Origin of the sequence: Streptomyces clavuligerus (assembly GCF_005519465.1) — a bacterium.
GTDB classification, from domain to species: Bacteria; Actinomycetota; Actinomycetes; order Streptomycetales; family Streptomycetaceae; genus Streptomyces; species Streptomyces clavuligerus.
The window spans coordinates 1-24,101 of the sequence record NZ_CP027858.1 but is presented as its reverse complement, the minus strand read 5'-3'; the positions used below and the strand labels follow the sequence as shown (position 1 = coordinate 24,101).

General features: G+C 72.4%; 19 protein-coding genes. 13 read left to right on the top strand and 6 right to left on the bottom strand.

The window, feature by feature from the left end:
- Positions 1-71 precede the first annotated feature (71 nt).
- Together CRV15_RS00105 and CRV15_RS00100 are read right to left on the bottom strand one after the other, a co-directional pair.
- Positions 72-1,262, bottom strand: coding sequence for a cation:proton antiporter (locus tag CRV15_RS00105; protein ID WP_003962847.1), 1,191 nt, complete (start codon positions 1,260-1,262; stop codon positions 72-74).
- 23 nt (positions 1,263-1,285) lie between these two features.
- Entirely contained in the window at positions 1,286-2,146 is an 861-nt protein-coding gene (locus CRV15_RS00100; protein WP_003962848.1) for a (2Fe-2S)-binding protein, read from the bottom strand.
- Positions 2,147-2,549: 403 nt separating this feature from the next.
- Here CRV15_RS00100 and CRV15_RS00095 point away from each other — a divergent pair, with 403 nt between their 5' ends.
- From CRV15_RS00095 to CRV15_RS00060, 7 genes are all read left to right on the top strand, one after another.
- Positions 2,550-3,743 carry an ATP-grasp domain-containing protein gene (locus CRV15_RS00095; protein WP_003962849.1) on the top strand — a complete coding sequence of 398 codons (1,194 nt, stop codon included), beginning with the start codon at positions 2,550-2,552 and terminating at the stop codon, positions 3,741-3,743.
- Positions 3,740-5,560: an IucA/IucC family protein gene (locus CRV15_RS00090; RefSeq protein ID WP_003962850.1), complete on the top strand. Its 1,821-nt coding sequence runs from the start codon at positions 3,740-3,742 to the stop codon at positions 5,558-5,560. The genes CRV15_RS00095 and CRV15_RS00090 overlap by 4 nt, the downstream gene beginning before the upstream one ends.
- Complete coding sequence (locus CRV15_RS00085; RefSeq protein ID WP_003958816.1) at positions 5,557-7,308, top strand: IucA/IucC family protein; 1,752 nt, start codon at positions 5,557-5,559, stop codon at positions 7,306-7,308. The genes CRV15_RS00090 and CRV15_RS00085 overlap by 4 nt, the downstream gene beginning before the upstream one ends.
- The gene (locus tag CRV15_RS00080; protein ID WP_003962851.1) at positions 7,305-8,597 is read left to right on the top strand and encodes a type III PLP-dependent enzyme; all 1,293 of its coding nucleotides are present in this window, start codon (positions 7,305-7,307) and stop codon (positions 8,595-8,597) included. Before CRV15_RS00085 ends, CRV15_RS00080 begins: the two co-directional genes overlap by 4 nt.
- Before the next feature lie 857 nt (positions 8,598-9,454).
- Positions 9,455-9,646 carry a putative ATP-grasp-modified RiPP gene (tgmA, locus tag CRV15_RS00070; RefSeq protein WP_009998237.1) on the top strand — a complete coding sequence of 64 codons (192 nt, stop codon included), beginning with the start codon at positions 9,455-9,457 and terminating at the stop codon, positions 9,644-9,646.
- Between the two features lie 13 nt (positions 9,647-9,659).
- The gene (tgmB, locus tag CRV15_RS00065) at positions 9,660-10,595 is read left to right on the top strand and encodes an ATP-grasp ribosomal peptide maturase (protein WP_003958810.1); all 936 of its coding nucleotides are present in this window, start codon (positions 9,660-9,662) and stop codon (positions 10,593-10,595) included.
- A 229-nt stretch (positions 10,596-10,824) separates the two neighbouring features.
- A complete protein-coding gene (locus tag CRV15_RS00060; RefSeq protein WP_044956005.1) occupies positions 10,825-11,277 on the top strand; it encodes a lamin tail domain-containing protein in 453 nt (150 codons plus the stop codon).
- Positions 11,278-11,380: 103 nt separating this feature from the next.
- Here the strand turns inward: CRV15_RS00060 and CRV15_RS00055 are convergent, their stop codons facing one another.
- Positions 11,381-11,593, bottom strand: a complete 213-nt coding sequence (locus tag CRV15_RS00055; RefSeq protein ID WP_003958808.1) for a YbdD/YjiX family protein — start codon at positions 11,591-11,593, stop codon at positions 11,381-11,383.
- Positions 11,590-13,737 (bottom strand): carbon starvation CstA family protein, encoded by a 2,148-nt coding sequence (locus CRV15_RS00050; RefSeq protein ID WP_230864199.1) that lies wholly within the window; start codon positions 13,735-13,737, stop codon positions 11,590-11,592. The genes CRV15_RS00055 and CRV15_RS00050 overlap by 4 nt, the downstream gene beginning before the upstream one ends.
- 409 nt (positions 13,738-14,146) lie before the next feature.
- On the opposite strand from CRV15_RS00050, the gene CRV15_RS00045 reads away from it, so the two are divergent.
- From CRV15_RS00045 to CRV15_RS00025, 5 genes are all read left to right on the top strand, one after another.
- Complete coding sequence (locus tag CRV15_RS00045; RefSeq protein ID WP_003958806.1) at positions 14,147-15,565, top strand: cytochrome P450; 1,419 nt, start codon at positions 14,147-14,149, stop codon at positions 15,563-15,565.
- Positions 15,566-15,945: 380 nt separating this feature from the next.
- Positions 15,946-17,439: an aminotransferase class V-fold PLP-dependent enzyme gene (locus CRV15_RS00040; protein WP_009998233.1), complete on the top strand. Its 1,494-nt coding sequence runs from the start codon at positions 15,946-15,948 to the stop codon at positions 17,437-17,439.
- A 403-nt stretch (positions 17,440-17,842) separates the two neighbouring features.
- A complete protein-coding gene (locus CRV15_RS00035) occupies positions 17,843-18,976 on the top strand; it encodes an alpha/beta hydrolase family protein (RefSeq protein WP_003962855.1) in 1,134 nt (377 codons plus the stop codon).
- Positions 18,977-19,036: 60 nt separating this feature from the next.
- Positions 19,037-19,741 carry a lipoprotein gene (locus tag CRV15_RS00030; protein WP_009998231.1) on the top strand — a complete coding sequence of 235 codons (705 nt, stop codon included), beginning with the start codon at positions 19,037-19,039 and terminating at the stop codon, positions 19,739-19,741.
- 110 nt (positions 19,742-19,851) lie between these two features.
- A complete protein-coding gene (locus tag CRV15_RS00025; protein WP_009998230.1) occupies positions 19,852-20,982 on the top strand; it encodes a cation diffusion facilitator family transporter in 1,131 nt (376 codons plus the stop codon).
- Positions 20,983-21,054: 72 nt separating this feature from the next.
- On the opposite strand, the gene CRV15_RS00020 is transcribed toward CRV15_RS00025, so the two are convergent.
- Positions 21,055-21,702, bottom strand: a complete 648-nt coding sequence (locus CRV15_RS00020; protein ID WP_009998228.1) for a LysE family translocator — start codon at positions 21,700-21,702, stop codon at positions 21,055-21,057.
- A gap of 297 nt (positions 21,703-21,999) precedes the next feature.
- Complete coding sequence (locus CRV15_RS00015) at positions 22,000-22,455, bottom strand: GNAT family N-acetyltransferase (RefSeq protein WP_009998227.1); 456 nt, start codon at positions 22,453-22,455, stop codon at positions 22,000-22,002.
- Positions 22,456-22,987: 532 nt separating this feature from the next.
- On the opposite strand from CRV15_RS00015, the gene CRV15_RS00010 reads away from it, so the two are divergent.
- Positions 22,988-23,719 carry an alpha/beta fold hydrolase gene (locus tag CRV15_RS00010; protein ID WP_009998224.1) on the top strand — a complete coding sequence of 244 codons (732 nt, stop codon included), beginning with the start codon at positions 22,988-22,990 and terminating at the stop codon, positions 23,717-23,719.
- The last annotated feature ends 382 nt before the right edge of the window (positions 23,720-24,101 follow it).

Here is a 24,101-nt window from a genome sequence, read left to right as displayed (position 1 = left end):
GGCGGACACCCACCGCGCGCGCCCGGCGCACGATGCGCGCCGGGGTCACCCCGCTCGCCCCACCCGTCCGGTCACCATGCCTCGGCCCCCGCGCCCGCCTCGGCCCGCTCCGCCCGCAGCCGCAGTGCCGCCAGCGGGAGGACGAGCACGGAGACCATGGCCGCGCCCACCATCGCCGACGCCTCGCCCGAGTCGATGACCCCTTCGCCGAGCCCGATCGTGGTGATCGCCACTACCAGCGGCAGACAGGTGGAGGCGTACAGGGCCAGCGCCCACCGGTCGCCGCCCCGCACATCGCGCGGCGCCAGCGCGTACACCGGGCCCCCGCGCACCACCAGGAAGAGCAGCAGGAACACCCCGAGCAGCAGCAGCTCCCGCCCCCCTGCCAGCAGCGCGGCCAGGTCGAACTCGATCCCCGTCACGACGAAGAAGACGGGCACCAGGAAGCCGAAGCCCATCGCCTCCACCTTGGCCAGGATCTCCGCGCTGCTCTCCGGGGCGGCCCCGGAGAGCACCAGCCGGGTGAGGACCCCCGCGGCGAAGGCGCCCAGCAGGATGTCGAGTCCGAAGACCGCCGACAGCGCCAGCATCGACACCAGCAGCAGCATCACCCAGCGCACCGCGAACTGCGCGCTGGTGTGCAGGGTCCGGGCGACGGCCCGGGAGAACCACGGCCGCCGGGGCCGCAGCGCCCAGAGCACCGCGAGCCCCGTCACCACCGCGAACGCGATCAGCAGCACCGCCGACTCCGCCGGTTTGCGCCCGCTGAGCAGCAGCGCCATGGCGATGATGGGCCCGAACTCGCCGACCGCGCCGAAGGCGAGCATCACCCGTCCGAACCGCCCGCGCAGATCGCCGCTGTCGCGCAGGATCGGCAGCACGGTCCCCAGCGCGGTACTGGTGAGGGCCGTGCCCAGGACGACGGCGGCGCTCCAGGGCGCCGACGCGGCCACGATACCGAGGCCCGCCGCCAGGGAGATCAGCCAGGCCCCCAGGGCGCGGCGCAGGGTGTCGCCCCCGAGGGTGCTGAAGTCGATCTCGTATCCGGCGAGAAAGATCAGCATGGCGAGGCCGAGCTGGGAGAGGGTGTCGATGACCGTGTCGGTACGGGCCCACCCCAGGACGTCGGGGCCGATGACGATCCCCAGCCCGATCTCGAAAATGACCAGCGGTACCCGGAGCCGGCGGCTCACGCCCAGGGCCAGGAGCGGGGCGAGCACGGCGACAGCCATGATCAGGAGGAGCGTACCCGGGTGCGCCATGGGCCGTGTCTACCGCACCCGCGTCAGAACGGGGTCCCTTCCAGGCGGCGCAGCCGCTCGGCTTCATCCGTCCGGGGGCAGGTGACACAGGGTTCGGCCGGGCGGATGGCGTAGAAGAGACAGCACCCCGTCCGGGTACGGGTCGGGTACGCGTCTCCTGTACGCCCCGTCAGCCGGCGGAACGCGGCCCCGCCCGGATACGGCCCCACCGCTCCCGGCAGAAGGTCACCGGCCTCGCGCACCGCCCGTTCCTCCTCGCCGAGCATCCGCCCGAGGTACCAGATCCCGGAGACCAGGTCGTCGGTCACCATGCCCCACAGCGCCCGCGGCCCCCGGCGTGCCCTCGGCCCGATCGCGGCGAGGACCGGCCGCACGTGGTCGGCGACCGCCGCCCGCAACTCCGCGCGCAGCGACTCCGGTCCGGGCACCACGCGGACCCCGGGCAGCCCGGCCGCCGGGTCGTCCGGCAGACAGGAGAAGCCGCCCGGCACCACGGCGCAGCCGTTCCCCGTCCGGCGGAGCAGGAACTGGGCCGGCCGCAGCCGGGGTACCCGGCGCTCCAGGTACCAGGGGCCGCTCATCAGCAGGGCGGCCGACCAGAGCAGGCCGTGCAGCGCCCGGGAGGCGACCACGTCGGGGCGGGCGGTGACGGCGTACCGCTCCCGGATGCGCCGGTCCTCCTCGTCCAGGAAGGCATCGAGCAGTTCGGGGCGCGAGGCGAGTTCGGCTCCGTCGATCCAGCCCTGCCCGGCGGGCGCGCGGGGCTCGGCGAGTTCCAGACAGAGGGCGTCGCACAGCGCGGAGAGCCTGCGATAGGCCGAGGCCAGCAGGGTGGAGCAGCTGGGGGCAGCTCCGGCAGGGGCGAGTGCCGGGGCCAGGGTCACGAGTACTCCTCGGGGTGCGGGGTGCGGAGCGGGGGTGCGGACAGGGGCAGCGGCGCGGACGGGGACGCGGCGAACGCGAACGCGCGCCACGGAGACGGACGCGCACACGAAGCCGGGGACACCCGCGCGGGCCAGGGACGCGTCCCCCACAGAAGGTAACGCGAGATAGGTAAGCCTCACCTTAACCGCATTGTCGGACCAGATCACCAACTGGGCCCCCGAGGCGTCGAATTGGCGCTCTTAGGGATGCCTAACCTAAGCTCCATTGTCGTGATCCGGGGCCTCCGGTCCGCCGCGACCTGGGAGTTCGTCCCCGGGCCGCGGTCGGGGCTGCCTCGCCCAGCCCTGTACCTTCCTGCCTGTCCCCCTGCCCGGCGAATGTGCGCGCGGAAGTATTTCACCCATGCAGATGTATGTGCTCGCCCACAACCCCACCGACTCGGTCACCGACGGGTTCCTCCCGGCGGCCCACAGGCTCGGCCTCGCGGTCACCCTGCTGACCGACCAGCCCGCCGCACACCGCGACCGGTATCGCGAACACCACCCCGGTGTGGAGATCCTCGACTGCGACGTACGCGACTTCCACGCCGTCATCAGCAGAATCTCCGCCCATCGGCGCCCGGACGCCGTCTTCAGCAACAGCGACCACCTCCAGACCCAGACCGCCCTGGCCGCCGAGTGGTTCGGCCTCCCCGGCAAGAACTGGCGAACCACCCTCGCGGCCAAGGACAAGGCCCAGATGCGCCGCCGCCTCACCGCCGACGCCGTACGCTGCCTCGAACTGGCGGCCCGTCAGGAGCCCGCCGAACTCCTCGGCCGCGGCCTTCCCTTCCCCTGGGTGCTCAAACCGCGCGAAGGGGTCGCCAGCGAGGACGTCGTCTGGGTGGAGGGCCCCGAGGACTATCTGCGGCACACCGCAGCCATCCGCGCCCGCCGCCCCGGCGCCGCCCTCGTCGCCGAGGAGTACCTCCCCGGCGACCTGCACACCCTGGAGACCCTGGGCGACGGCCGCACCCGCCATGTCCTCGGCGGCTTCCGCACCGAACTCTCCCCGCTCCCGTACTTCATCGAGGAGCGCATGGCATTCGTCCCCGCCCACCCCGAACCCGTCGTCGCCCAGGTGCTCGACGCGCTCGACACCCTCGGCGTCGGCTTCGGCGCCTGCCACACCGAGTTCGTCGTCCACGCGGGCCGCGCCCGGATCATCGAGGTCAACTACCGGGCCGTCGGCGACCAGGCCGATCTGCTCCTCGCCGAACTCCTCGGCATCCCCCTCTTCGAACACATCCTCCGCACCCACCTCGGCGAACCCCTCCCCGCCGACCTCGGCATCCGCGCCGACCGCGCCGCCCGCCTCGCCTACCCCCTCGCCGACCGGCCCGGCACCCTCACCGCCGCCCCCGGCCCCGCCGACCTCACCGTCGACGGCGTCCGGCTGACCTACCGACCGGCCCGCGCCCTCGGCGAACGCCACGAGCTGTACGGCACCAACCGCGACTTCCTCGGCATCATCCGCGCCATCGGACCCGGCCAGGAGACCGTCGACCGTGCCGTGGACGCCTTCACCGCCCGGCTGAGCTGGGAGATCACCCCGTGAGCCACTCCCCGGTCCACCCCGTGCCCCCAGCCGCGGACGGCGGGCCCCCGGCGGACGAGCGGGACCTGCTGCTCCAGGTGCTCGACGCCCTGCTCCGCGAGGACGTCGTCGGACTCCGCAGCCGCAGCACCCCGCTCGACCGCCCCGACGGCCGCTGGCTGCGCCTGCCCGCCGGACCCGGCGACGCCTGGCTGCTGCCCGTACGCCCCGCCGAACCCGGCTTCCAGAGCGACACCGCCACCCGGCTGCCGCTGCTGCGCCGGGAGTCCGACGGCCGGGACCTCACCACCGCCGACGCGATCCTCACCACGCTCGCCCCCCTCGCCGACCCCCGCGACCGCGACGGCTTCGACGCCTTCGCGGCCGAGTGCCGCCGGGCACTGGCCGCCCGGCGGCTGCACACCGCCACCCAGGAGGCCGTCACCACCGCGCTGACCGCCCGCTACGGCCCCCACCCCGCCGACTGGACCGGACCCGCCGCCGCCCTCGCCTTCGACACCCTCGCGGCCCGGATCGACCACCCCGTCCACCCCACCGGACGCGGCCGCGCCGGACTCGGCGAGGCCGAGCTGCGCTCCGGGGCACCCGAGTTCCACCCCCGGCTGCGCCTCCGCCGACTCCTGCTGCCCCGCGACCGCGTCACCGTCCACGGCGCCGCCGCGCACCCGTACCCCGGGGCGGACCCCTCGGCACCCGGCGCCCCGCCCTGGAACGACCTCCCCTGGACGGACCTGCCGTGGACGGACGGCGACCGCTTCGCCCTGCCGGTCCATCCGCTCACCGCGGGCGCGCCCCTGCGCCGCGCCCTCGCGGACACCGGCCTCGACACCGTCGCCGCACTCGACGACACCCCGTACGCCGAGGCCGTACCCACCCTGTCCATGCGGACCGTCGCCCTGACCGCCGACCCCCTGACCCACCTCAAACTCCCCCTCGCCACCGCGACACTCGGTCGGCTCAACCGGCGCACCATCCGGCCCGGCACCCTCACCGACGGCACCGCGGGACAACGCCTCCTGGAACGGGTCGTCGCCCATGAGCCCCGCTTCCGGGACACCGTCCTCCACGCCGACGAGACCCGCTGGGCCCACGCCGGGCACGAACTCCTCGCCGTCCTCGTCCGCCGACTGCCCCCCGGCCTCGACCGGACCGCCGTCGTCCCCCTCGCCGCCCTCCTCGCCCCCGGCCCCGGCGGCAGACTCCTCGCCGACCACCTCGCCGAACGCTTCTACGGCGGCGACCCGCTCGCCCTCCTCGACTCCGTCCTCACCCTGCTCTTCGACTGGCAGACCACCCTCTTCGGACACGGCATCGCCCTGGAGTCCCACCAGCAGAACGTCTCCCTGCTGCTGGACGCGCCCCACGGCACCACCCGGCTGCGGCTGCTCCTCAAGGACAACGACAGCCCCCGCGTCCACGCCGCCCGGCTCGCCGGGACCATCGGCCCCGATCCGGCCGCCTTCGCCGACCCCCGCGTCACCGTCGACAGCGACCAACCGGTACTCGACCTGTTCACCGCCATCACCGTCCACCTCTGCGCGGGCGCCTACGCCTTCGGCCTCGCCCGCCACGGACACGCGCCGCTCGACCGGCTGCTCACCCTGGTGCGCGACCGGCTCACCGAAGCCGTCGAACGCCTGGAGACCCCGCGGGCGGACCTGCTGCGCACCCATGTCCTCCACGCACCGCACCTGCCCGTCAAGGCCATGGTCACGGCGGGCACCCTGCTCGCCAAGGAGAGAACCGGGGCATTGGACATCAACAAGCACTACACCACCGGCCCCAACTATCTGACCTGGGGGAGGAAGAGCCGATGACCAGCACCACCCCCGACCGCCCCGCCGCCTCGGCGGGCCCGCCCGCCCGGCTCCCCACCGCCGACGAAGCCGTCGCCCACACCCTGCTCAACTGCCTGCTGCGCGAGGTCTCCGGACCCGAGCACCAGACCGCCGTCAGCGACGGCCGGCTGCTGCTGCGGCTGCCCCGCCGCGGCGTCCTGCTCCGCGTCGCACTGCGCCGCACCTCCCTCCTCGGCTCCCACCGCTTCACCGGCCCCGTCACCGAACAGCGCCCCGGCGGCTGGGCCGAGGTCGACTGGCGCCGCCTCGCCGACCACACCCACGCCGAACTGTCCCTGCGCACCGGCGCCCGCAACGACGAGTTCCTGCCCCAGGTGGCCGCCAGCCACCGCGGGGTGACCGCCGCCCTCGCCGCCCACGCGCGCCGCGCCCCCGACCCCGCCGACCCCCTCGGCCGCTACCTCGCCTCCGAACAGTCCCTCGTCCTCGGCCACCGCTACCACCCCACCCCCAAGACCCACGGCTCCGACCCCCGCACCTGGTCCGCCTACGCCCCCGAGGCCCGCACCTCCTTCCCCCTGCGGCACCTGGCCGTCCGCGACCACCTCGTCGCCCAGGAGTGCGCCGCACCCGGCGCCGCCGCCCCCCTGGACCGGCTCCGGCCGGTCCCCGCCGGATACCGGCTCCTCCCCGTCCACCCCTGGCAGTACGAGCAGCTCAGCACCGCCCCGGCCGTGCGCGCCGCCCTCGGCCGCGGCGACATCCTCGACCTCGGCCCCGGCGGCCGGCCCTTCACCCCCACCGCCTCCGTCCGCACCCTCTACGACGGCGACACCTTCCTCAAGTTCAGCCTCAACGTCCGCATCACCAACTGCCTCCGCAAGAACGCGCACTACGAACTCACCGGCGCCGTCGCGCTCACCCGGCTGCTCGCCCCCGCCCTCACCGACCTCGCCGCCCGCCACCCCGGCACCGGCGTGCTCCGCGAACCCGCCTACCGCAGCCTCGCCCTCCCCGGCCCCGACGGCCGCCCCGACCGCGCTCTCCTCGAAGGCTTCGGCGTCATCGTCCGCGAAGGGCTCGGCCCCCGGCTGCACCCCGGCCTCACCCCGCTGCTCGCCGCCGCCGTCGCCGACGAATACCCCACCGGCCCCGGCCATGTCTCCCGCCTCACCGGCCGGGACACCGCCGACGCGCTGCGCTGGTGGCGCGCCTACCTCGCACTGCTCGTCCCCCCGGTGCTCACCGCCTACTTCGACCACGGCCTCGTCCTCGAACCCCACCTCCAGAACGTGGTCGTCTGCGTCGACGACGACGGCATGCCGCGCCAGCTCCTCTTCCGCGACCTGGAGGGCACCAAACTCCTCCCCGGCCACCACGGGCCCACCCTCGCCGCGCTCCCCCCCGACGTGGCCGGACCCATGACCTACGACGCCCGCCGCGGCTGGGACCGGGTCGTGTACTGCCTCCTCGTCAACCACATCGCCGAACTCCTCGCCGCGCTCGCCGACCTCCACCCCCCGGCCGAGCCCGCCCTCTGGTCCGAGGTACGCCGCACCCTCGCCCACTGCGCGGCCGACGCCGGGGACCCGCCCCTGCTGCGCGCGCTGCTCGCGGGAGTGCCGCTCCCCGCCAAGGCCAATCTGCTCGCCCGGTGGGAGCGCACGGCCGACCGCGACGCCGGATACGTCCGCCTCCCGTCCCCGCTCGCCGAGGACGTGCTCACCGAAGCCCTCCGCGCCGACGCCCCCTGGAGCCCCCGATGACGACCACACCCGCGGTACGGGCGTACGCCCGCACCCTCGCCCCGGAGCGGCTGCCCGCCTACCTCTACGACCTCGGCGCCCTGCGGGAGCACGCCGCCGCCGTCCGCGCCGCGCTGCCCGAGCGGGTCGAGCTGTACTACGCGGCCAAGGCCAACCCGGAGACGGAGATCCTCACCGCGCTCGCCCCGTACGTCGACGGCTACGAGGTCGCCTCCGGCGGCGAACTCGCCCATGTCGCCCGCGCCGTCCCCGGCCGCCCCCTCGCCTTCGGCGGCCCCGGCAAGACACCCGAGGAGATCCGCGCGGCCCTGGCGTCGGGCGTCGGCCGCTTCCATGTGGAGAGCGCGCACGAACTCGCCGTCCTCGCCGACCTCGCGGCCCGCGCCCGCGTCCGCGCCCGGGTACTGCTCCGCTTCAACCTCGCCGTCCCCGGCGAGCTGCTCGACGGCAGCGCCCTGGCGATGGGAGGCCGGCCCGCCCCCTTCGGGATCGACCCCGCCGACGCCGACGCGGTGGTCCGCACCCTCACCGAGGGATCCAGCCCCTGGCTGGAACTGTTCGGTATCCATGCCCATCTCGCCAGCGGACTCGACGCCCGGCGCCAGCTCGCCGTCGCCGCGTCCGTGACCCGCTGGGCCGCCGCGCTCACCGCCCGCCACGGCGTGCCGCTGCGCGAGGTGAACGTCGGCGGCGGCATGGCCGTGGACTACGCCCGCCCCGGTGAACGGTTCGACTGGGCCGCCTACGGCCGGGGCCTCGCCGCCCTCGCCGACGAGCACCCCGACACGGTGCTGCGGATCGAACCGGGCCGCGCGCTCACGGTGTACTGCGGCTGGTACGCCACCGATGTGCTCGACGTGAAACGGAGCCGGGGCGAGGACTTCGCGGTCGTGCGCGGCGGCACCCACCATCTGCGCACCCCCGCCACCAAGGGGCACGACCAGCCCTGCGCCGTGCTGCCCGCCGACGACTGGCCCCACCCCTGGCCCCGCCCCGCCACCGGGGGCCCGGGCCCGGTCACCCTCGTGGGACAGCTGTGCACCCCGAAGGACCTCCTCGCCCGCGCGGTCCCGCTGACGGCCCCGCTCCGGGCGGGGGACCGGGTGCTGTTCGCCCTGGCGGGCGCGTACGCCTGGAACATCTCCCACCACGACTTCCTGATGCACCCCCGGCCCGGATTCCACTTCCTCCCCGGCGACCCGGCGTCCGCTCCGGCGGACGCCCGGGCGACGGCCGTACCCGCCACCGCCCTCTCCCGCCGCCCGGCGGCGGATCGTGCGAATATCTGAACGCGGTCACCCGGCCGGATCGTTGAATCCGCTCAAGGATGTGTGCCGCCGCTGTACCGCTGTAACACGGGGCCGTCCGTGGTAATTCACCGGATAAGGAAAACGCACGGGGCATGTGCCATGGGCGCAATGCCGAATGCGAGCCCCTCTTTCGGGTGACGGTGTTGATACGTTCCGTACCGCCCCGTTTCGGTGATCGGAAAACGGTGGCCCCCGTGGTCGGGAACAACACCTCCGGTGACCGGAGTCACGGGGGCAACCGTCAACCCGTGAATACCGTGGGACGCTCTGCTGACGGGTGAGGGGCGTTCCGGCGTTCGATCGGCACTCGGTGTCCGGAAACGGCTGCACTCGATGCCGGGGATGGGGCACCCGTCATGGGTAATCTGGCCTTTTCCTCGTACGATACGGGTGAGTACGCCGCCCCTGCCGGACCGTTGCGGGGGCGGCTGCGAACGGGGCTTCCGCGTCCGAGTGTCCGGGCGCCGGCGGTGATCACCGAAAAGGGAACGCGGTATCACGCTGTGTTCATCAAGCGGGGGGCGACATGAGTGAGCATCGGTAACAACTGTGACCAGTGGGACTCCTGGGGCTGATGGTGACCGACGTCACTCCCCTGGCGGGTGCACGAAATTGACGCCCCGAGCGTCTCTATCAGTGCCGGGAAAGCGTCAACCACCTGTGCGTGCCGAAGTGTTCACGGAGTGAATGCGCGGCGCCTCGGACCGGTGGACTCCGGATCGGCAAGTAGTTTCTGCAATATGACGGTACGTGATGAATCGACTACATCAACTCGACGTATTGCCTCAGTGGCCACACCGTGGCCCCGGACAGTCCCGTGTGGGCAGGGAGAAAGCATGAAACCGTTCGCGTGGAACTACGCACGTCCGGCCGAGCTGGCGCCTGTGGTCGACCAGTACTCGTACGACGCGACCCTTCAGTTGAACGTGCTGCCCGACGGGCGGCCGGCCATCATGGACCGGGTGCTGCTGGCGGCGGTTGGCACCACCACCTCCACGGCGGGCTCCGCCACCCACTTCGACGACTGAGCCGTCACCCGCGATGACGGTACTGATCCTGACCTGCGAGCAGGACGTCACCGCCGACATGGTGGTGGCGCAGCTCCACAAGAGGGGCGTCCCGCTCGTCAGGTTCGATCCGGGCGACCTCCCGGGCGAGGGGGCGCTCTCCGCGGAATATGTCCGCGGCGAGTTCCGCGGCTATCTCTCGACCGGGGGGCGCGTGGTGAGCATGGACGGCCTGCGCTCCATCTGGGTGCGCAGGCCCGGCGAACCGGCGGCGCACGCCGCCGAGCCGTCCGAGTGGCTGACCGCCGAGAGCGGGCAGGCGCTGTACGGCATGCTGGACTGCACGGCGGCACGCTGGATGAACGAGCGGGCCGCCGCCGCCCGGGCCCGGCTGAAACCCTGGCAGTTGCGCCTGGCGCACCGCAGCGGGTTTCCCGTGCCCGCGACGGTCGTCACGACCTATCCGAGGGTCGCCCGGCAGTTCGCCGACCAGTACCGGCATGTGGTGGTGAAGGCCATCTCGGGCAAACCGCCCGGCGATCCGCCGATGGCGCTGCCCACCACGCTCGTTCCGCCCGGCACCGACTTCGCCGAGGTCGCCGCCGGGCCCACCCTGCTCCAGCGGTACATCGCCAAACGGGCCGACATCCGGCTCACCGCCGTCGGCGAGGAGATCTTCACCGCCCGCAAGGAGGCCGAACCTGGCCAGGTGGACGGGCGCTTCGGCGACACCGGCCACTCCTGGCGGCCGACCGAGGCCCCGCAGCGGATCCAGCGGTCCGTGGCGCGGTATCTGCGGCTGGCGGGGCTCGCCTACGGCGCCTTCGACTTCGCGGAGGACGGCGACGGCACCTGGTGGTTCCTGGAGTGCAACCAGGGCGGTCAGTTCGGATTCATCGAGCTGGAGACCGAGCAGCCGATCGCGGACGCGGTCGCCGACTGGCTGGGTACGCCCGGGGAGCCGCTCTGATCCGTCCCGGCCCGCCGGCCGCCCCGCCCCCCAGCGGCGACGGGGCATTCCAGCGATGCTTTTCGGACAAAGCTCTGCTCTTCTTTTCCGGGGATCGACGGGGGTGGCTTCGCAAGGTATCCACAATCTGCCAGATCCCTCCACGCCGTGTGGGCGGGGGACATAGAGTGATCCTTTCGTGCCGGGCCCGATATCGGGGGGTGCCCGGCCCAGGAAGCAAAGGATGCTCATGCGCCATCTCCGTGCCGTGACCGCCACGGCCCTCGCCGCCTGTGTCGGTGGCATCGTCCTGCTGCCCACGCCCGCCCAGGCCGCCGGTTCGGTCCACATCTCGAAGATCTACTACGACAGCCCGGGCCGCGACACCCGCACCAACGCGAGTCTGAACGCCGAGTACGTCCAGATCCGCAACACCACCAGGGCCGCGGTGAGCCTCAAGGACTGGTCGGTCACGGACGGGTCGAACCACAGGTACGTCTTCGGTGCGTTCACCCTCGGCAAGGGCAAGACGGTGACGATACGCACCGGCAAGGGCACGAACAACGCCACCACCCGCTACCAGGGCCGCACGAACTACGTGTGGAACAACGACCGGGACACGGCCACCCTGAAGCGGGCCTCGGGCAGCAAGGCCGACACGTGCTCGTACAACTCCACCCGGGTCGACTCCACGAACTGCTGACCCCGGCGGATCTCCCGGCACGGGCCGCCGCCGGCGCGGCGGCGGCCCGTGCCCCCGGGGTTTCCGACGGCGGGCGCTGTCCGTTGGGCCCCGGTGGCAGTGGTCAGCAGCAGCGGGAGACGGCCGAACCCTCCTGTCGGCGCGTCAGCAGCCGCTGGAACTCCCGGCGCGTCGGCGCCGGCGTCCCCGGATGGCTCCGCCGGTGCCGCTCGCAGTACCGTTCGTACGCCGTGTCACCGGTCAGCTCGCGCAGATACCAGTGCGCGGCGCGGGCCGCCCGGCGCAGCGCGGACAGCGCGTCGGCCGGACCCCTCACCGGCGCACCCCCACCGGGGGCTCCGCCTCCGCGGTGCCGATCGACGAGGCGACATGGGGTGCCTCAGTGGTCGGCGGCAGCTCCGGCGCCCGTACCGCTCGGACGCAGACCAGCGCCGCGTTGACGATGACGGTGGTCACGAGGAGCACGAAGACGACGATCAGCACCCCGTCCACCGTGGAGTTGGTGACGATGGTGTGCATGTCGTCCATGCTCTTGGCGGGCGCGAGCACCTTCCCCTCGTCGATGGCGTCCGCGAACCGCTCCCGCTGGGCGAAGAAGCCCACCCGGGGGTCGGAGGAGAAGACCTTCTGCCAGCTCGCGGTGAACGTCACCGCGACGGTGAAGGTGAGCGGCACACCCGTCACCCAGGCCCAGCGCAGCCGCCCGGTCTTGATGAGCAGGGTGGTGGCCACGGTCAGCGCGATCGCCGCCAGGAGCTGGTTGGCGATACCGAACAGCGGGAAGAGCTGGTTGATCCCGCCGAGCGGATCGGTGGCCCCGGCGTACAGGAAGTACCCCCACCCGGCCACCACCACCGCGCTCGCCAGCCAGATGCCCGGCTTCCAGTTCACCCGGCCGAGCGGCTTCCACACATTGCCGAGCATGTCCTGGAGCATGAACCGTCCGACCCGGGTCCCGGCGTCCACGGTGGTCAGGATGAACAGCGCCTCGAACATGATCGCGAAGTGGTACCAGAACGCCTTCATGCCCTCCCCGCCGATGACATCGGAGAAGATCTGCGACATGCCGACGGCCAGCGTCGGCGCACCGCCGGTCCGGGCCACGAGAGTGCTCTCCTCGACCGCCTTGGCCGCCGCGGTCAGCTCCTCCGGCGAGATGGTGAAGCCGAGGTTCGCCACCGCTTGCGAGGCCGACTCCACACTGGAGCCGAGCAGCCCGGCGGGCGCGTTCATGGCGTAGTACAGCCCCGGGTCCAGCACGGAGGCCGCGATCAGCGCCATGACGGCGACGAACGACTCCATGAGCATGGCCCCGTAGCCGATCATCCGCACCTGCGACTCCTTCTCGATCAGCTTCGGCGTGGTGCCGGAGGCGACGAGGGAGTGGAAGCCGGAGAGCGCACCGCAGGCGATGGTGATGAAGAGGAAGGGGAAGAGCGAGCCGGAGAAGACCGGGCCCTGGCCCGAGGAGGCGAAGTCCGTGACCGCGTCCGCCTGGAGCACGGGAGCGGCGATCAGCACCCCGAGGGCCAGCAGCGCGATGGTGCCGATCTTCATGAAGGTGGAGAGATAGTCACGGGGCGCCAGCAGCATCCACACCGGCAGCACCGAGGCGACGAAGCCGTACCCCACCAGACAGAACACCAGCGTGGTCGGGCTGAGCGTGAAGGTGTCCGCCAGGGAGGAGTTCTCGATCCAGCCGCCGCCCACGATCGCGAGCAGCAGCAGGACCACCCCGATGACACTGGTCTCCAGCACCCGGCCGGGCCGCAGCAACTGGAGATAGAAACCCATGAACAGGGCGATCGGGATGGTCATCGCCACCGAGAAGGTGCCCCAGGGCGAATGGGCGAGCGCGTTGACGACGACCAGCGCCAGCACCGCCAGCAGAATGATCATGATCATGAAGACGGCGATCAGCGCCGCCGCCCCGCCGACCTTGCCGATCTCCTCCCGGGCCATCTGCCCGAGGCTCTTGCCGTTCCGGCGCATCGAGAGAAACAGGACCACCATGTCCTGCACCGCACCGGCGAAGATCACACCGAAGACGATCCAGATCGTGCCCGGCAGATAACCCATCTGCACCGCGAGCACCGGGCCCACCAGGGGCCCCGCACCCGCGATGGCGGCGAAATGATGCCCCAGCAGCACCCGGCGGTCGGTGGGCTGGTAGTCCACCCCGTCGTCCAGCCGCTCGGCCGGGGTGGCCCGGGTGTCGTCGGGCCTGAGAACCCGGGTCACGATGAACCGGGAGTAGAAGCGGTAGCCGATGGCGTACGAGCCGAGGGCGGCCCCCACCAGCCAGACCGCCGAGATCTCCTCTCCCCGGGAGAGCGCCAGCACCCCCCAGCAGAGGGCGCCGAGCGCGGAGACGGCGGTCCAGATCAGAACGGTCCTGGGACGGAAGCGGGACGGGGGTGCGGATGAACCGGACACACGGGCTCCTTCTGTGGACGACATGCCGACCGGTCGGACAGCCGGACGCACGGTACGCCCGGCCGGTCACCGGTCGTTTCCGGCCGGGCGACCGGCCGTTTCCGGGACAGGCGCTCATGGAAATCGGCTGGGCACTCCGTGTCAACCGATGGCCGCGTACCGTATGCGGCCCTCCGTCCCCTCCGTCCCTGTTCGGGCGGCGGCCGGGCGCGCCCCCGCCGGGAACACCCCGCCGGGACCGCGTGCTTGACGGCTTGTCGGACCGGAACCCCACAGGGATATGCTGCCTGCGGTTCGGGATCTTGTACGACCGCGGCGGGCGCCGCTGACGTGCCGCGGCCCCGTACCGTGCTGTCCATGAGCGCCCCGCCGGGAGCCTTCGCGGCCCGGTCCGCCCGTCCGGTCGCTCCCCACCCCCGGTTCCGGAGGCCCTGTGACCACCCCGCGCCCAGACGTCCCCCAAGACCTCTCCGTGCCCGTGCCGCCGCCCGGCTGCCCCGCGCACGACCTGGGACCCGACGGCACGCACCGGCTCTACGGCCCGGTGGCCGAGACCGACCCCCCGGCGATGTACGAACTGCTGCGCCGGGAGTACGGCCCGGTGGCCCCGGTACTGCTCCACGGCGACCTCCCCGCCTGGCTGGTTCTCGGCCATCGGGAGAACCTCGAAGTCATGCGCACCCCTTCCCTGTTCTCCCGCGACTCACGCCGCTGGTCGATGTTCCGGGAACACCGGGTACCGGACGACTCGCCGCTGCGCCCGATGATCGGCTGGCAGCCGAGCTGTGTCTTCGCCGACGGCGACGAACACGCCCGGCTGCGCCGCGCGGTCACCGACGGGCTGGCACAGTTCAACCGGCACGGGATACGCCGCCATGTCACCCGGTACACCCACCGGCTGGCCGCCACGTTCGCGGCCCGGGGCGAGGCGGATCTGATCCGTGACTACGCCGAACAGCTGCCCATGCTCGTGATGACCCGGCTGCTGGGCATGCCCGAGGAGAGCGGCCCCCGTCTCGTCGCCGCCTGCCTCGATCTGATGAAGGGCACCGAAACCGCGGTGGCCAGCAACGACTTCGTCGCGGACAGCCTGCGGGCCCTGGTGCGCCACAAACGGGAACAGCCGGGCCGCGACTTCGCCGACTCGCTGATCACGCACGGGTCCGGTCTCACCGAGGACGAGATCGTGCACCATCTGCGCCTGGTGCTCATCGCCGCCAACGAGACCACCGTCAACCTCGTCGCCAACACCCTGCGGCTGCTGCTCACCGACCGCCGCTTCCGGGCGAGCCTGTCGGGCGGCCAGATGACCCTGCCCGACGCCATGGAGCAGGTGCTGTGGGACGCCCCGCCGGTCTCCGTGATCCCGGGGCGGTGGGCCACCGGGGACACGGTCCTCGGCGGACAGCACATCAAGGCCGGGGACATGCTGCTGCTCGGTCTCGCGGCCGGCAACACCGATCCGAGAATCCGCCCCGACCGCGCCGCCCCGGTCCACGGGAACCGCTCCCACCTCGCCTTCAGCAGCGGCCCCCACGAGTGCCCCGGCAGGGACATCGGCCGTGCCATCGCGGAGGCGGGCATCGACACCCTGCTCACCCTGCTGCCCGGCCTGGAGCTGAGCGTCCCGGCGGCCGGACTGTCCACCACCGCCGCCTGGATGACCGAGCGGGTGACCGCGCTCCCCGTACGGTTCACCCCCCGCCGGGACCTCGACGCCCTGCCCGTGCCGTCGGCCGGGGGGCGCCCGCGCGCCGGGGGACAGCGGCCCCCTGCCCCGGGCGTAGCGGAACCGGCCACGACGCCGACGGCCACCGCCCGGCGCGCCCGGTGGACCTCGCTCTTCGGCTGACGCCCCGCAGCGCACAGGCCGGTGACGATCCGGTCGGCCACCCTGGCGGGCATCCCCCGGCCCACCACCTCTCGGCGCCCCGCACGGCGGCGGCCAGGGCCCGACGGTGCCTGCTCCCACCGGCCCCGACCGTGCGGCCCAAGGCATTCCGGATGCCGTGCTCGGGACCGTCGGCCGATGCGGGCCCGTACCGGCGCCGACGCCGCATCCGGCCGGATCCCGACGGTGGTGCCGACCGGCCGCCCGCAGGGCGGGCTGCGGCTCCGATACGGTGCCTGCCCCGGGAATATGCCGTGGTCCAACCCCCGGTCACGTGGCGTTCTTGCCGCCGTCGGGCCCCGGACGCATCCTGGGGACCGTTGATCCGGACGGGGGATGCCATGGCCGAGAATGTCACCAGGACCGACAGCCGGGGAGCGGGCGGGGGCCCGGGGCCCGACGGTGCCGAGGATCCGGAGCGCACCGGGCGCACCGCCGGTCCCGGCCTGTTCGCCCGGATACGCGAGGACGAGTACGGCTATCTCGACGAGACCGGCCATGTCTACCTCGACCACACCGGCGCGGCGCTGCCCGCCCGCCGCCAGCTCCGCGCCCAGGCCGAGCGCCTCACCCGGGGAGTCTTCGGCAATCCGCACACCGAGAGCCCCGCCTCCGCCACCAGCACCGCCCTCGTGGAGCGGGCCAGAGCACGCGTCCTCGACTTCGTCGGCGCCGACCCCGACGAGTACACCGTGGTCTTCACCGCCAACGCCACCGCCGCCTGCCGTCTCGTGGGGGAGAGCTACCCCTTCCGGCGCGGACGCGCCGAGCTGCTGCTCACCCTCGACAACCACAACTCGGTCAACGGCTTGCGGGAGTTCGCCCGCGCCCGGCGCGCGCCGACCACCTATGTCCCGCCCGGCGACCTCGAACTGCGGGTCTGTGACGCCACCCTGGACCGGGCCCTGCGGGGCAGGCGCGGCGGACGCGGCCTGTTCGCCTACCCGGCCCAGAGCAACTTCAGCGGCGTCCACCACCCCCTGGAGTGGATTCCCCGTGCCCGGGAACTCGGCTGGCACGTCCTGCTCGACGCCGCCGCGTTCACCGCGTCCAACCCCCTGCGGCTGGACCGCTGGCCCGCCGACTTCACCGTGGTGAGCTGGTACAAGGTGTTCGGCTACCCCACCGGGGTCGGCTGTCTGATCGCCCGCACCGAGGCCCTGGCCCTGCTGCGGCGGCCCTGGTTCTCCGGCGGCACCATCCAGGTCGCCTCCGCCCAGGGCCGATGGCACCGGTTCGCCCGGGGTGCCGCGGCCTTCGAGGACGGCACGGTCGACTTCCATGCCATCCCCGAGGTGTGCACCGGCCTCGACTGGGTCGACTCCATCGGCGTCGAAGCCGTCCACGACCATGTCTCACGGCTCACCACCCGGCTCCTTTCGGGACTGGAACGCCTGTGCCACAGTGACGGCCGCCCCCTGATCCGGCTGTACGGGCCCCGCACCGCGCACCGCAGGGGCGGCACCGTGGCGTTCAACGTCCTCGACGCACGCGGTGCCCTCGTCGACGAGCGCATCATCGCCCGCGATACCACGGCGGCCGGGATCTCCGTTCGTACGGGGTGCTTCTGCAACCCCGGGGCGGGCGAAGCCGCCTTCGGCATCGGACGGGGCACCTTGCGCGCCGCCGGGTGGGCGGCCCGCCGGGTCGCCGCGCCGGACACCCTGGAGGAGTACCTGACCCGGCTCGGCGTCACATCGGGAGGCGCGGTCCGGGCGTCGGCCGGCATCCCCACCACCCCGGAGGACGTGGACACCCTGCTCCGCTTCCTGGGTGACACCTATCGCGACCGGAAACCGTCCAGCGACGGCCTCGCCCCCCGTTCGAGCTGCTGACCCGGCGGCCCGTCACCGTTCCGCGGACCGCCTGCCGAGCGGTCCGCGGCGAGCGGGACGGCACCCCACCACGCCATCAGCGGCGGGACGGCGGTGAAACCGGCGAATATCAGCCGACGGCTCCGACGACCCCGGCGCGGGGGAGGAGCCGCCCGGACGAAGGCGGGCGGCGGCGTCTCCCGGGGCCTCGGCAGCACCGTGCAGGGAACCCGCCCGACTCCCCGGCCCTGCCCGGCCTTTCCACCCCGGCACCCCCGGGCCGCTCCGGGGACCACACGGGAGGTCATGCCTCGGGCGCCGACGAGACCTCCGTCCGGCACCCGGATGCTCCCGCAGATTGGTACGGACCATTAGGGTGGCGGCGATCAGGGTGCACACCGCACCCGGGACCAGGGAGGCGCCGGTGCTCACTCGTCGTTCGCTGCTGCTGGGAGCGGGAGGGGCCGCGTCCCTCGCCGCGTTCCCCGCCCCCGCCGCCGCCACCGGACGGGAACCCCTGTGGCTGCCCCGGACAACGGGCGGCCACCCGGTCGCCACCCACTCCTTCCCCGTGGTGGACCGCTCCCGCACCGATCCGTTCGCCGAACGGCCCGGCCCGCGCGAACTGATGGTGCAGCTCTGGTTCCCGGCCACCGGACACAGCGCCGGGCGGGGGACCGCCGCGTACACCCACCTCCGTACGGCGGCCGTCCTGGAACGCTCCTGGGGCGTCCAGAAGGGTTCCCTCGCCCGGATACGCACCGGGGTCCGCACGGCCCGCCGCCCCCACCGCCGCCCCACCCTGATCCTGGTGAGCCACGGCAGGGGCGCGACCCGTGCCCTGACCACGGCGCTCGCCGCCGAACTCGCCTCGCACGGGCACCTGGTGGCGGCCGTGGACCACACCCACGACGCGGCTGCCGTCCGCTTCCCCGACGGGCGGCTGATCCTCGGGAACCTGCCGTCGGCCCCCGACGACTGGGACGCGCAGGACCGGCTGGAGACCGGGGTGCGCGCGGCCGATCTGCGGACGGTCGTCGACGCGCTGGCCCTCCGGCGGCTCGCACCGCCCCGGATCGGGCTCCTCGGCCACTCCATGGGTGGCGCCGCCGCGGCCGAGGCCATGCGCCAGGACCGGCGCTTCGCCGCCGGACTGGACCTGGACGGCGGCCTGTTCGGCACCCCCGTCCCCGACACCGGTCTCGACCGCCCCTTCCTGCTGCTGACCTCGTCACCCGACCACGAGACCTGGGCCCGCTGGCGCGCCTCCCACCACGGCTGGGGCCGCCACCTCCACCTCGCGGGCGGCGGCCATCTCAGCGCCACCGACCTCGCCGGGTACGCCGAACCCCTGGGCCTCCGCCAGAGCTGGCCCGCGCCCGTCTGGCAGGAGTTCTTCGGCACCCTCGCCCCCGACCGGGCCACCGAGGCCGTCCGCGCCCACACGGTCGCCTTCTTCGGCCGCTTCCTCGCCGGACGCCCCGCCCCCCTGTTGGACGGCCCCTCCCAGCGCTTCCCGGAGATCGAGTTCCGCTGGAGCCGGGGCCACTCCGCTTGACCCGGTCGGGAGCACCGGCTTAGCGTTGCCCGGCTCATGGAAATGATCACGGGGGTGGGTATGACACGCGTGCCGCGCCGGGCGCTGATGATCGCCGCTGTATCGGCGGCCCTGCTGACCGGGTGCTCCTCGGCCGCGGAGCCGGACCGGTCGGCCGCCGACCGGCAGAACGGCGGATCGTCAGATTCCGCCACAGCCGGGAAGGAAGCGGAGGGGGACGAGGCGGGACTCCCCAAGGCGGCGGTCACCGTCGGCACCGCGAGCAGCCCCTGCCGGTTGCCCGTGACCTTCCGGATGCCGGAGTCCTGGCGGCCCGAGGCCGTCAGCATCGACCCCTCCCTGGGCGGCCCGCCCCAGCAGGGCACGGTCCGGCTGGTCTGCGAGATCGACGCCAAACCCGCTGGAATGGTGGGTTTCCTGCGCGTCTGGCAGGGCAAGGGCCACAACCCCCGACAGGCACTGGACGCCTTCCTCACCGAGGCCCACGCCGAGGAGAGCCGGTTCCGCACCGTGACCCCGGGAACGGCGGCCGAGGCCGCCGCGGCGGGCACGGCCACGAAGGCCGGAAAGCTCGACGCGGTCGAGGTCACCTACGTCAGCGCCGACCCCGACCTCGCCGAGCGCAAGAAGGAACGAGCCCTGGCCGTCGCCGCGCCCCGTGGCACCGTCGTCGTCCTGGACCTCGGCGGTATGGACACCGCGGAGCACGAGCGCATGCTCCCGGCCTTCCGACTCGCCCTGGAGACCCTGCGGGCACGGCCGTAGGGCACCTCGGTCCCAGGAGGGCACCGGACGCTGTTGCGAGTGAATTGCGCCTGGTCATCGTAGGTATGAGCCTGATAGCCGCAATCGGTTCCGCGTGCCATGGTGGTGGTATGGCTGATGACCGTACCGCCACCCAGGGCCACTCCCACCACGGCGATCACGAGCACCGGCACCACGGCCACGATCACGATCCCGCGCAGACGCAGACGCAGACACACGATCACCGGCACCGGCACGGCGGCCGATGGCCCCGGACCCGCCACGGAATCGTCCATCTGCTCACCCCGCACGGCCACCGGACATCCGACCGCGTCGACCCCACGATGGAGGCGTCCCACGAGGGCATGCGCACACTCTGGATCTCCCTGGTGATCCTGGGCGCGACGACAGTGGTCCAGGCGGCGGTCGTCGCCCTGTCAGGGTCGGTGGCCCTGCTCGGCGACACCGTCCACAACGCGGCCGACGCCCTCACCGCCGTCCCCCTGGGCATCGCGTTCCTCCTGGGACGCCGAGCGGCGAACCGCCGCTACACCTACGGCTACGGCCGCGCGGAGGACCTCGCGGGCGTCGTCATCGTCCTGACGATCGCGGGTTCCGCCGCACTCGCCGCCCACCAGGCCGTCGACCGCCTGCTCGACCCCCGCGACATCAGCCACCTGCCCGCAGTCGCCGCCGCGGCCGTGGTCGGTTTCGCCGGGAACGAGTGGGTGGCCCGCTACCGCATCCGTACCGGCCGCCGCATCGGCTCCGCCGCCCTGGTCGCCGACGGACTGCACGCCCGCACCGACGGATTCACCTCCCTCGCCGTCCTCCTCGGCGCTGCCGGCGCCGCCCTCGGATGGCACCGGACCGACCCGGTCGTCGGCCTGCTGATCACCGTCGCCATCCTCACCGTCCTCAAGAGCGCCGCCCAGGAAGTACTGCACCGGCTGATGGACCGCGTCGACCCCCGCCTGGTGGACAGGGCCGAGACCGCGCTGCGCTCCGTCGAGGGCGTCCGGGACACCGGACAGGTCCGGCTGCGCTGGATCGGCCACCGGCTCAGGGCCGAGGCCGACATCGTCGTCGACCCCCGGCTGACCGTGATCCGCGCCCATGAACTGGCCGTACGGGCCGAACACGCGCTCCTCCACGCCCTGCCGGGCCTGACCGCCGCGACCATCCACACCGACCACACCCCCACCACCGGCGATCCCCACGAGCCCCTCGCCCACCACCGGCGGGCCCCGGCACCCCCCTGACCGCACAACGGCCCCTGACCACCGTGGACCCGGCGGCCGGGGGCCGTCCCCCGGTGTGCCGGGAAGCCGGGATCAGTCGGCGCGCCCGGTCACCGCGACCGTGACACCGAGGCCGACCATGGCGGCACCGCCCGCCCCGCCGACCAGGGACAACCGCCGCTCCGAACGGGCAAACCAACCACGGGCCGCCGTGGCGCCGAGCCCCCACACAGTGTCGGTGATCAGCCCGATGCAGACCGGGACCAGCCCGAGGACCAACATCTGCACGGGCACGTTCCCGGCCGTCCGGTCGACGAACTGGGGCAGCACCGCGGCGAAGAAGACGATCGTCTTGGGATTCGTGACACCCACGACGAACCCCTCGGCCACGGTCCGCAGATCGCTGCGCGCGGCCCTCCCGCCCACCGTGTCCATCGCGGAGACCGCCATGTCCCCGCGGTGCCGGAATGCCTGCACCCCCAGATACACGAGATACGCCGCCCCCACCAGCTTGACCGTCAGGAACAGCGCGGCCGACCGCTCGACGACCGAGCCCACCCCCAGGGCGACGGCCACGATCACCAGATAGGTGCCGAGGACGTTCCCGGCGATCGTGGCCAGCGCCGTACGGCGGCCGTGCGCGAGGGCCCGCCCCACGACGAACAGCACAGAAGGCCCGGGAATGACGATGACCAAGAGGGCTGCGGCGGTGAACGCGAACAGTCTGTCGGTTGAGATCATGGCCCATGACACCTCGCCGTGCGCCGCCGTGTCCACCGTCGGAACCCCGCTGAAGCGGGCCACCCGGACTCAGGACTGCGCGGGCTGATCGGCGATCAGCAAGTGACTTCCGCAGGACAGAGACCCAGCCGGGCAGAGAGCCGCGCGACGGCGTCCCGCACGTACGCGAAGAAGACGGTGCGCCTCCCACCGCTGCGAAGGCCGACCGGGGGAGCGCGAGAGTCGCCGACAGCGCCGGATCGTCGGCCGTCAGCACCCGCGGCGTGACACTGTCCGGCAGCGGCTCCGCGCCCGCCCTCACACTTCCTTGGTCATGAACGCACTGGTCGGATCGGGCCCATAACCCGCGAACGGGCCGCAGTACGAGAAGCCGAACTTCTCGTACAGCTTCCGCGCGGGCAGGAAGAACGCGCCCGAGCCCGTCTCCAGACTCAACCGGACGAACCCCATCCGCCGGGCCTCGCCGACGATGTGCTCCAGGAGCAGCGAGGCGACCCCGCTCCGCGCCCGCCGCAGCGCGGTCCGCATCGACTTCAGCTCCGCGTGCCCCACGTCCAGCCTCTTGATCGCACCGCACCCCACCAGCGAGCCGCTGTCCAACACCGACCAGAACGTGACCTCCGGCTTGCGCAGCTCACCGAGATCGAGGGCATGTTTGCTCTCCAACGGTGTCACGGACCGCATCTGCTGGACATGCTCGTCGAGGAATGCCACGATCTCCGGCCCGGACAGGTCGTCCACCACGATGTCCACTGCTTGCCCTTCCTCGGAAAGATCGGTACCACCGGTTCGAACGCCACGAGTGCCGTGCCGCGCTGCCCTCATCCTGCCCCAGAACTCGAATCACGCGGCCCCCTCGCCCCACGAATACACTCCCGAACACGACGAGCACTTGCGTGTATGGGCAAATGTGGCTCATCGGTGAGCCGTTCACTGTTGACTACGGCAGGCGCAGGGAGATGTCCGACGACCTCAAACAAGCCATAGTGCGGCTCCTAACGGACGGCATAACCGACTCCTCCATTGCGAGTCGCCTGGGGGTTTCCGTCCGTGCTTGACCGCCATATTGCCGACCTCATGACCGGACTCCGCTCCCAGAGCCGATTCTCAGGCCGGATTCTGCTTGCCGCCTTGGAGAACGGCTTCAGGCTGCGGTCGACAGACAACGATGGCTGAGTGTCGTGTTCGGAGGCTAGCCGTTCCGGATATCCCCGCTCTAGAGTCGGAGCCGTCGCCGCTAAGGCTGCACATGCGCGCTCGGCGACTCATCGTGGAGGTGGCGAACATGGCAACGTATGTCTTGATCCACGGCTCCTGGCACGACGGATCTGCCTGGCAGCCCGTCATGACACGGCTGGAGAAGCTCGGTCATACCGCACACGCTCCGACCCTGGCAGGCCATGGCGCCGACGTCGACAAATCGGTGAACCACAACGATTGTGTCCAGTCCGTGGTCGACTTCATTGTCGACCAAGACCTGACGGAAGTCGTCCTGGTCGGCCACAGCTTCGGCGGATCGATCATCGCCAGGGTGGCAGAGGAAATTCCGGACCGCTTACGCCGACTGGTCTTCTGGAATGCATTCGTCCCCGAGCCGGGCAAGAGTCTGATCGACCAAATACCTCCGCACTACAAGGAGATGTTCCATGCCCTGGCCGCCGAGTCCGACGGCGACGCTCGTACGATCATGCTCCCCTTCCCGCTCTGGCGTGATGTCTTCATCCAGGACGCCACTCTTGAGGAGGCCCAGGCGGCATACGAACAGCTCTCCCCGGAACCCTTCCAGCCCTTCGTGGACACACTCGACCTCCAACGCTTCTACGAACTGACCATCCCGAAGAGCTTCCTGAACTGCACCGAGGACACCGCACTACCGCCGGGGGAGTGGGGCTGGCACCCGCGTATGTCCAGCCGCCTTGGTCTGCATCGACTGATCCAGATGCCGGGCAGCCACGAGGCCATCTTCACCGACCCCGAAACGCTGGCGGACAACATCGTCCTGGCCGGCAGGGACTGACCCAAGAGCGAGCGCCACTGCCGGTGGACTCCCGCTCCCTCGTCCACCGGCAGCGCGACAGCTCCATGAGGGCACTCTCGACGCGGTCGTCCCCAGAATGTCCGCCAGCGCTTGAGTCAGCCGCCCGCATACGGGCGGCTCGGTCGGACCGCTGGCTCTCAATGTGGAAGATCCGCCGGACGTCCTCCGCCGAGTACTCCCGATAACCGGAGCCCGTAGCCACCAGCTGCTGACCTTGCACACTGCATCACCTTGGAGCGATTTCAATGATGCTGGCCTTGCCGCCCCCGACTCCTCCCCACAATCAGCAGCTCGCCGCTGTTGCTGCGTGCGCGGAGCGCACAGGATTCCCGCTTGCGGGAATCCCACTACCGCGCTTGCG